Genomic DNA, 8003 nt, shown 5'->3' on the forward strand with positions numbered 1-8003 from the left:
CAAGCCGCTTTTTTGACAGATCTGTGCTTACCGGTCGGCCACTGCGGTCCGCATCCACTTTCCACTCTTCACCCGGAGCAGGGAGACCGCCGCGCCCACGGCCCAGCCGGCGGGAATGGACCACCAGATGGCGTTGGCGCCGAAGGGGGTCAGATAGACCAGCGCGTAGGCGATGGCCACTCGGGAGAACAGGTTCGCCATAGAGCTGAGGGTGAACGCCCCCATGTCTCCGGCCCCCCGGAGCATCCCGTTGGGAACGAAGAGAACGCCCATGAGGATGTAAAAGACGGAGACGGTGCGCATGTAGGCCAGCCCGTAGCCCATGGCGCCGGAGGTGTCTCCCGGGTCCAGGAACAGGGAGAGCAGCTGGCTGCCGAACAGGAAGATGACCACCGTGATGACCAGGGAGAAGACCACAACCATGAACAGGCAGGCCTTCAGGCCCTCCTTCACCCGGTCGTACTTGCCAGCGCCGATGTTCTGGGCGGTATAGCTGGACATGGCGTTGGAGAAGTTCATGTTGGGCAGCATGGCCAGGGTGTCGATCTTGGTGGCGGCGGTGTAGCCGGCGACCAGCACCTTGCCGAAGGAGTTGACCAGTCCCTGCATCATCATCATGGACAGGGAGACCAGGGACTGCTGGAGCATGGAGGGCAGGCCGATCTGGGCGATGCGCTTTACCGCCGTCATGTGGAACAGGGGGATCTTCATGTTGGCCCGCTCCGGCTCACAGGGCAGCTTCTTCATCCGCTGGAACATCACCACCAGGGAGGCGATGGCACACATTCCCTGAGCGATCAGGGTGGCCCAGGCCCCCCCCGCCACCCCCATGTTGAACTGGATGACGAAGAGCAGGTCCAGCACGATGTTGGTCAGGCTGGAGATCATGAGAAAGATCAGCGGCGTTTTGCTGTCCCCCTGGGCGTTGTAGATGCCGTTGAGGGTGTTGTACAAAAACAGGAACACCGCTCCTCCAAAGTAGATCCGCAGGTACAGCCGGGAGTCATCCATAATGTCCGGGTCGGTGCCCAGCAGCTGGAGCAGAGGGCCGGCGAACACCGTCCCCAGGGCCATGATGATGAGACCCAGCACGCTCAGGGAGATGATAGCGGTGGAGATGGTGGTCTTCATCTCGTGGATGCGCCTGGCCCCGAACAGCTGGGAGACCACCACGTTACAGCCCATAGACAGCCCGGAGGCCACCGCCACCGACAAAAACACGATGGGGAAGGAGGAGCCTACCGCTGCCACCGCGTCCTCCCCCACGAACTTGCCCACTACAGCGGTGTCCACCATGTTGTACAGCTGCTGGAACAGATTGCCCGCCACCATAGGCAGGGCAAAGAAAAACAGCAGGTTGAGAGGCTTGCCCTCTGTCAGATTTTTAACCATCGTCCCCTTCCTCTCCTCTTTTGTATTGCATGACATTTTCGATGATCCGGGACAAAAAGCTGTTATACAGTGTCCGTTCCTCGGAGGAGAACCCCCGGCAGCAGATGTCGTTCCAGCTCTCCAGGATCTTCTGGACGGCCCCAGCGCGCTCCTCCCCAGCCGGGGTAAGGGAGACCTGCTTCTCACGCCGGCACTGGTCACTCACCCAGCGCTCCACTAAGCCACGCTCCTCCAGACGGGCCACACTCCGGGCTACTGCCCCCTTATCCAGGGCGGTCTGGGCCGCGATGTCCTCCTGACGCAGGCAGTTTCTGCCCCACAGAAGGTAGAGTATCATGCCGTCCATGGGCTGGAATCCCAGAGGCGCCAGCTGCTCTCGAAAATACTGCTGCTTGATGCGGCGGAAAATCTCGCTCCGGTCCTGCATGGTCCCTGCCTCCCTTTTTATTGTTGTATCTATCAACAGTTGTATTTTACAATAATTTCTTAACAAAATCTATACACAAAGCTGACAAATTTAGCGCTGCCGGGGGGAGACAGGGGAGGATGGGCCGGCGGTTCTTGGAGCAGAACACCACACAGTCCACCTTGTCCGGGAGCGGCTCACAGCAGATGAACCTGCTGGGGAACAGGGGGCGGGTCAGGACGCAGCCCTCTGTAAAGCGCTCCTATGATATTGGCGGTGTTGATGGCCATTTCTCTCTCACCGGGATGTCCTCAAATCCCTGCTTCATATGCGGGGCAACCGGCGCAGTGACCCGCGCGAGCGCGGCAATTTCCTTACTGGGCAGCTGGGCCATAGCCTCGCTCTCCGCCTCGGCGGAGAAGATAATGCTTCGGGCGTAGGCGACGCCTGCCGGGGACAGGCAGAGAAAAATCCTGCCTAGGGCAGAAAATGGCCGTCATTTTTGTGATCCTGTGGTATAATAGGATGACCTGTAAAAAACGGGCGGATCATGGGGAACTCCCTGGGATCGCTATGGAAGACTTGGAAAGGCGGTGCAGCGATGGTCTATACCACCCACTATCAGTCCCCTCTGGGGGCTCTGCTCCTGGCGGCCAGGGGGGACGCACTGGCCGGCCTCTGGCTGGAGGGACAGAAATACTTTTTGGGTTCCCTGAAGGAGCCGGCGGAGCCCATGGAGGGCCACCCCGTGCTGCTCCAGGCCGGGGATTGGCTGTCCCGCTACTTTGCGGGGGAGCGGCCGGATTCCGGTGAGCTGAAGCTGGACCCCGGCGGCGGGGAATTTCGGAGGACAGTCTGGGAGGAGCTGTGCCGCATCCCCTATGGGAGCGTGACCACCTATGGCGCACTGGCCCGGACCGTGGCTGCCCGACTGGGCCGGGCCAGCATGTCAGCCCAGGCGGTCGGGGGCGCGGTGGGCCACAACCCCATCTCTATCCTCATCCCCTGCCACCGGGTGGTGGGGGCGGACGGCAGCCTTACCGGATACGCCGGGGGAATCGACAAGAAGCTCTGGCTTTTGGACCACGAGGGGGTGGAGACGGACCGCTTCTTCGTCCCCGACAACAGCACCGCGCCGTAAGGGAGGGGCCCATGGAGAGAAGGCGATGCAGGTGGGTCAACTTGAAAAACCCCCGCTATATCCGCTACCACGACGAGGAGTGGGGGAGGCCCCACTATGATGACGGCTATCTCTTTGAGCTGCTGGTGCTGGAATCCTTTCAGGCGGGGCTGTCCTGGGAGTGTATCCTGAACAAGCGGGAGAGCTTTCGGACAGCCTTTGACGGTTTCGACTGCCGCAAAGTGGCCGCCTACACCCAGGAGAAGATGGACGCCCTGGCTGCCGACCCCTCCATCGTCCGCAACCGGCGGAAGATCGCTGCGGCGGTGAACAACGCCAGGATCTTTTTAACGATCCAGGAGGAGTTCGGCAGCTTTTCCAACTATCTCTGGCACTTCACCCGGGGGGAGCAGGTGGTCCACCGGGACGGGCTCCTCCGGGCATCGTCGCCCCTGTCCGACGCAGTTTCCCGGGACCTGAAGGGAAGGGGGATGAGATTCGTGGGCTCCGTTATCATCTACTCCTACCTCCAGGCGGCGGGGATCATCGACGACCACGAGCCGGAGTGCGACTTCTGCTGCGGCCGGCAGAGGGCAAAGGAGCAGCCTTTGGGGATAGAATAGAGGCCCTCCGGGGCAGGAGGGCGGAAAGAAGGCAGCCCCGCATGGCACGCCATGCGGGGCTGCTCAATGCTGCTCATGTCAGTTGAACTCATGGGGAGAGAGGTATTTCTGCGAACTCATCGCATAGCCGTTTTGATACTTGACAGTCAGGTAGACAGTCTCCTCCCCGTTGGTGAGCTGTACATAACAAACGCCGTCATCGTCGAACTGATGGGTGATGTCCAGCTTCTCTCCGTAATAGTAGATCCACACCGAGCCGTCATCCTCATAGGAGACCTCCGGCGCGTTGAGATGCTCCATCAGCTCCTCCGGGGTGAGCGGCCGTTCGGTGCCGTCCGGCTCAAAGGCCACACCGCCTCCGCCGCGCTGCTGTGTCTCGCCGTTTTCATCTGTGTACTCCAGCGTATAGTGCCCCGGCTCTACTGTCATGACTGCGTCTGTCTGATCGCCGTGGAGCCAAAGCTGCACCCTGCGCTGGATGCTCCCCAGGTCGGCCGCATAAGCCGCACTTCCCGTAGCCAGCAGGAGTGCGGCCGCGAGGGCGATGACTGCGGTCCTGCGGCCGCTCTTTCTATGCGTCTGCTCTGTCATTTTCATTACCTCCGTCAGTGTGTCGGAGGGGGCATGCAGTGGGGCAAATGCCCTCTGAAACCGTTCCTGCTCTGTCATGGTGATTCCTCCTCCAAAATCGTTTTGAGTTTTGCCCTTGCCCGGAACAGCCTGGTGCTGACCGTTTTTTCCGGGATACGGAGCATGGATGCCACTTCCGCTGTGGAGTACCCCTCATAGTAAAAGAGCAGCAGCGGTACACGGTATTTCTTGTCCAGGGACATGACGCTTTTGAACAGCTCCTGGTCCCGCTCATGCTCAAATCCCAGCATCTCGGTGTAGTCATCGATGTTCTCCAGCCTGCGCCACGGTGAGCGGAAGAGCATCTTACAGCGATTGACGGTGGCGCGGATGAGCCAGTTTTTGAGGTGGGCGTCCGATTCAAACGCCTTTTCTGTCTTGTACAGCTCGATCAGTACATCCTGCGTCACATCATTTGCGTCATCCGGATTTTTCAGCCAGCCATAGGCCACGCGATAGATGGTGTCCATGTACCGCTCCGCGGTTCGGGCAAATGCTTCGTTTGAAAACATATATGTCTCTCCTTGAAAGGCCTTACACCCTATATGTGCAGAAGGAAGCCGATTCCTTTCACTTTGGAACAAAATTTTTTGTCCCGGCTGCCGAAGCTGCGGGCAAAGCGGGACGGAAGCAGCAGAAGACCTCCCTGCGGAACAGCAGCTCCAGCAGGGAGGTCTTGTCTCGACTCTCGTGGTCATTCTTTTGTATGCGGGCCTGCGCAGGGGAGAGGGCCGCCGCCTCGCTATCTCAGGGTGGGATTGCCGCCCTGCCCGGTGGGAATGACCAGCAGGATGTCCTTGTTCTTTCCCGCCCGCAGCACATAGCTGTCTCCCGGGTGGCCCATGAGCCCCTCAGCGCGCCGTCCCGCAGCCCTACCTCGCAAACGGTGATGCGCTCAGGCAGCTTCATACCATATCACACTCCAAATCATATCAGGCAGAATATGTTCAAACACGGATGCTTACACCGAAACAGCTGTAGCCGTCACTGCTCCCGGGGCAGCTGGAGCACCGCGCCCTGATCGGCACTGGTGACCAGGGCCGCGTAGCGCTCCAGCGCCGGGGTAGCCGGCTTGTGGATGTGCCGGACCCGCTCCAGGCGGCGCTGGATCTCCTCCTCCGGGACACAGAGGGTCAGGGTGCGGTTGGGGATATCGATGATGATTCTGTCACCCTCTTCCACTGCGGCGATGGGGCCGCCGGCGGCAGCCTCCGGGGACACGTGGCCGATACAGGGCCCCCGGGTGGAGCCGGAGAAGCGCCCGTCGGTGACCAGGGCACAGTCCTCGTCCATCCCACGGCCTACAATAAGGGAGCATGTCATGTGCATCTCCCGCATCCCAGGACCACCCTTGGGCCCCTCGTACCGGATGACCAGCACGTCCCCCTTTTGGATCTTGTCGTTGGACACCGCCCAGCTGGCCTCCTCCATGGAGGTGAAGACCCGGGCCTGCCCCTCAAAGTAGTGCATGCTGGGCTTGACCCCCGCCTGTTTCACCACTGCGCCCTTGGGGGCCAGATTGCCGTGAAGAATAGCCAGGCCGCCCTCTGGCTTCTTGGGGTGGTCCAGGGAGAAGATGACATCGTTTTCCACCAGCTCAACCCCGGCGAGATTTTCGCCCACCGTCTTTCCACTGACCGTCATCTGCTCCAGGTCCAGCTTACGCTCCAGGGCCTTCATCACCGCAGGGACCCCGCCCTGCTCCTCCAGTACACTGAGGGGGTACTGCCCGGAGGGCTTGATATTGCAGAGATAGGGGATCTCCCGGCTCAGCTCATCAAAGTCATCCAGGGTGATGTGGATGCCCGCCTCATGGGCGATGGCGGGCAGATGTAAGGTGCTGTTGGTGGATGCTCCCATGGCCATGCTTACTCTGATGGCGTTGCGCAGGGCCTCCCGGGTCATGATCTTACGGGGCGTCAGGTCCTCCTTCACCATGGCCACGATCCGACGGCCCGACTGCTTGGCGATGCGCCGTTTTTTCGCGCTCACCGCGTGGGCCAGGCCGCAGCCGGGCAGGCTCATGCCCAGGGCCTCGGCCAGACAGCTCATGGTATTGGCTGTGCCCAGCATGGAGCAGGTGCCAACGCCGGGCAGGGCGGCCTCCTCGATCTTCATCAACTCGTCTTCGGTGAGCCTGCCGGTCTGGGTGCGGCCAATCAGCTCCCGCATGTCGGTGAGAGTGATCGCCTCCATGTCCTTGTACTTTCCAGGGAGCATGGGCCCGCCCGGGATGACGATGGCAGGGATGTTCAGCCTCATGGCGGCCATCAGCATGCCGGGGACGATCTTGTCGCAGCCGGGGAGCATCACCATGCCGTCGAACTGATGGGCCTCGATCATGTACTCGGCGGAGTCGGCGATGAGTTCCCGGCTGGGCAGGGGATAGCTCATCCCTTTGTGCCCCTGGCAGATGCCGTCGCAGATGGCGATGGTGCTGAACTCCCGGGGGATGCCCCCCGCCTCGATGATCCCCTGCTTAACGAAGTCCGCCAGCTCCCGCAGGTGAAAGTGGCCTGGTACCATCTCGGTGAAAGAGTTGACCACTGCGATCATGGGTTTGCCCAGGTCCTCCCGGTCCAGACCGGTGCTGTACAGCAGCGCCCGGTGAGCCGCCCGCTCAATCCCGTTGGTCAGCATCCCGCTTCGGTAATCCTTAAAGTGCATCTTCTCCTCTGGCATGTTCAGCGCTCCTTTCCTGTGCGGCTGTTTTCATCTAGCAGTGTACCAGCGGATTGACAAAACCGCAAACACATTTTATATTTATTTTATAAACAAAAAAGTTGTATTTAGGGAGGGAGAGCGGTGAATATCAGTCTGGAATACTTTCTGGCCGCGGCGGAAGAGGAGAGCATCAGCCGGGCTGCGGAGCGGGTCATGGTGAGCCAGCAGGATATGAGCAACCATATCCGGCGTCTGGAAAAGCAGTACGGGCTCCTGTTTGAGCGGCGGCCCAGATTTGCCCTGACCCCAGCAGGGGAGGCCGTGCTGGCCACCTACCGGCAGGTGCGGCTGCTGGAGGAGAGCCTGGAAGACCGGCTCCGGGACCTGAGGGAGGATACAGAGGGGACCATCCGCCTGGGGATGCACATCGCGCGGGCGCGCATCCTGGTCCCCCCGGCGGCGGCCAGATTCTGCCGGGAGTTCCCCCACGTGCGCCTGGAGGTGGTCCACGGGGACACGGCCGTTCTGGAAGACAAGCTGGGGCAGGGGACGCTGCACCTGTTCCTGGGTGTAGATCCGGAGGAGCGTCCCCACTTCTGCTTCACGCCGGTGGGCTCGGAGACAGTCTATCTCGTGATTGCCGGGGCCCTGCTGGACCGCTGCTTCCCTCAAGGGGGCGCGGGGGATACCATTGACGAGACGCAGCTATCGCGCTTACCGTTGATCTTCAGCCCGACCATCAGCAAGACTCAGGCCCGGATCACAGACTTTTTCCGGCAGCACGGGCTCGCCACCGCATTTCAAATCACGGCGGGGGACTATGACCTCCAGCTCCGGCTGGCGGCCCAGGGCCTGGGGGCCTGCTTCTGCCCGGCTATGCACCTGCGGGACGTCCGGCACCTTTTGGAGGGTCCGGAGCCCATTCTTCGGCGGCTGTATGTCCCGGATCTGGACGTGCGTAACGAACTGAAGCTGGTGACCAACCGGCGGATGTATCACCCCCGCTATCTGGACGTCTTTGCCGGGATATTGGAGGAGGAGGCCAGGCGCGCCCTATTGTGCTGAGCGTCCCATTCCAGGCCGGACATGGGCCAATGGGCTCCAAAGCCGCCCCCCCCCCCCCCCCCCGGGGGGGGGGGGGGGCGGAGCGGCGGTCCTGCTTCCTGGT

The 8003-nt window shown here is 61.3% G+C and carries 8 protein-coding genes; 3 read left to right on the forward strand and 5 right to left on the reverse strand.

What is annotated here, in order from left to right; translation table 11 throughout:
* Positions 1–27 precede the first annotated feature (27 nt).
* Positions 28–1392, reverse strand: coding sequence for an MATE family efflux transporter (locus NE584_RS13435; protein ID WP_256183026.1), 1365 nt, complete (start codon positions 1390–1392; stop codon positions 28–30).
* Positions 1385–1819, reverse strand: a complete 435-nt coding sequence (locus NE584_RS13440) for a MarR family winged helix-turn-helix transcriptional regulator (RefSeq protein WP_256183027.1) — start codon at positions 1817–1819, stop codon at positions 1385–1387. Before NE584_RS13440 ends, NE584_RS13435 begins: the two co-directional genes overlap by 8 nt.
* Positions 1820–2399: 580 nt before the next feature.
* Between NE584_RS13440 and NE584_RS13445 the strand changes: the two genes are divergently transcribed.
* Together NE584_RS13445 and NE584_RS13450 are read left to right on the forward strand one after the other, a co-directional pair.
* The gene (locus NE584_RS13445; RefSeq protein WP_050624067.1) at positions 2400–2939 is read left to right on the forward strand and encodes a methylated-DNA--[protein]-cysteine S-methyltransferase; all 540 of its coding nucleotides are present in this window, start codon (positions 2400–2402) and stop codon (positions 2937–2939) included.
* Between the two features lie 11 nt (positions 2940–2950).
* Positions 2951–3541, forward strand: a complete 591-nt coding sequence (locus NE584_RS13450) for a DNA-3-methyladenine glycosylase I (RefSeq protein WP_108981126.1) — start codon at positions 2951–2953, stop codon at positions 3539–3541.
* A 78-nt stretch (positions 3542–3619) separates the two neighbouring features.
* Here the strand turns inward: NE584_RS13450 and NE584_RS13455 are convergent, their stop codons facing one another.
* From NE584_RS13455 to ilvD, 3 genes are all read right to left on the reverse strand, one after another.
* A complete protein-coding gene (locus tag NE584_RS13455) occupies positions 3620–4210 on the reverse strand; it encodes a hypothetical protein (protein WP_108981127.1) in 591 nt (196 codons plus the stop codon).
* On the reverse strand, positions 4207–4683 hold the full coding sequence (locus tag NE584_RS13460) for an RNA polymerase sigma factor (RefSeq protein ID WP_108981128.1): 477 nt from the start codon (positions 4681–4683) through the stop codon (positions 4207–4209). Before NE584_RS13460 ends, NE584_RS13455 begins: the two co-directional genes overlap by 4 nt.
* A gap of 472 nt (positions 4684–5155) precedes the next feature.
* Positions 5156–6853, reverse strand: coding sequence for a dihydroxy-acid dehydratase (gene ilvD, locus NE584_RS13465; protein WP_256183028.1), 1698 nt, complete (start codon positions 6851–6853; stop codon positions 5156–5158).
* A 123-nt stretch (positions 6854–6976) separates the two neighbouring features.
* On the opposite strand from ilvD, the gene NE584_RS13470 reads away from it, so the two are divergent.
* Positions 6977–7900 carry a LysR family transcriptional regulator gene (locus tag NE584_RS13470; RefSeq protein WP_256183030.1) on the forward strand — a complete coding sequence of 308 codons (924 nt, stop codon included), beginning with the start codon at positions 6977–6979 and terminating at the stop codon, positions 7898–7900.
* Positions 7901–8003: the final 103 nt, after the last annotated feature.

Source organism: Clostridium sp. DFI.5.61, from assembly GCF_024462915.1.
Lineage (GTDB): Bacteria > Bacillota > Clostridia > Oscillospirales > Oscillospiraceae > Lawsonibacter > Lawsonibacter asaccharolyticus.

Excerpts from the sequence above, each read along its gene's own strand:
- NE584_RS13435 (WP_256183026.1), bottom strand. The coding sequence starts at position 1,392 with ATGGTTAAAAATCTGACAGAGGGCAAGCCTCTCAACCTGCTGTTTTTC.
- NE584_RS13440 (WP_256183027.1), bottom strand. The coding sequence starts at position 1,819 with ATGCAGGACCGGAGCGAGATTTTCCGCCGCATCAAGCAGCAGTATTTT.
- NE584_RS13445 (WP_050624067.1), top strand. The coding sequence starts at position 2,400 with ATGGTCTATACCACCCACTATCAGTCCCCTCTGGGGGCTCTGCTCCTG.
- NE584_RS13450 (WP_108981126.1), top strand. The coding sequence starts at position 2,951 with ATGGAGAGAAGGCGATGCAGGTGGGTCAACTTGAAAAACCCCCGCTAT.
- NE584_RS13455 (WP_108981127.1), bottom strand. The coding sequence starts at position 4,210 with ATGACAGAGCAGGAACGGTTTCAGAGGGCATTTGCCCCACTGCATGCC.
- NE584_RS13460 (WP_108981128.1), bottom strand. The coding sequence starts at position 4,683 with ATGTTTTCAAACGAAGCATTTGCCCGAACCGCGGAGCGGTACATGGAC.
- ilvD (WP_256183028.1), bottom strand. The coding sequence starts at position 6,853 with ATGCCAGAGGAGAAGATGCACTTTAAGGATTACCGAAGCGGGATGCTG.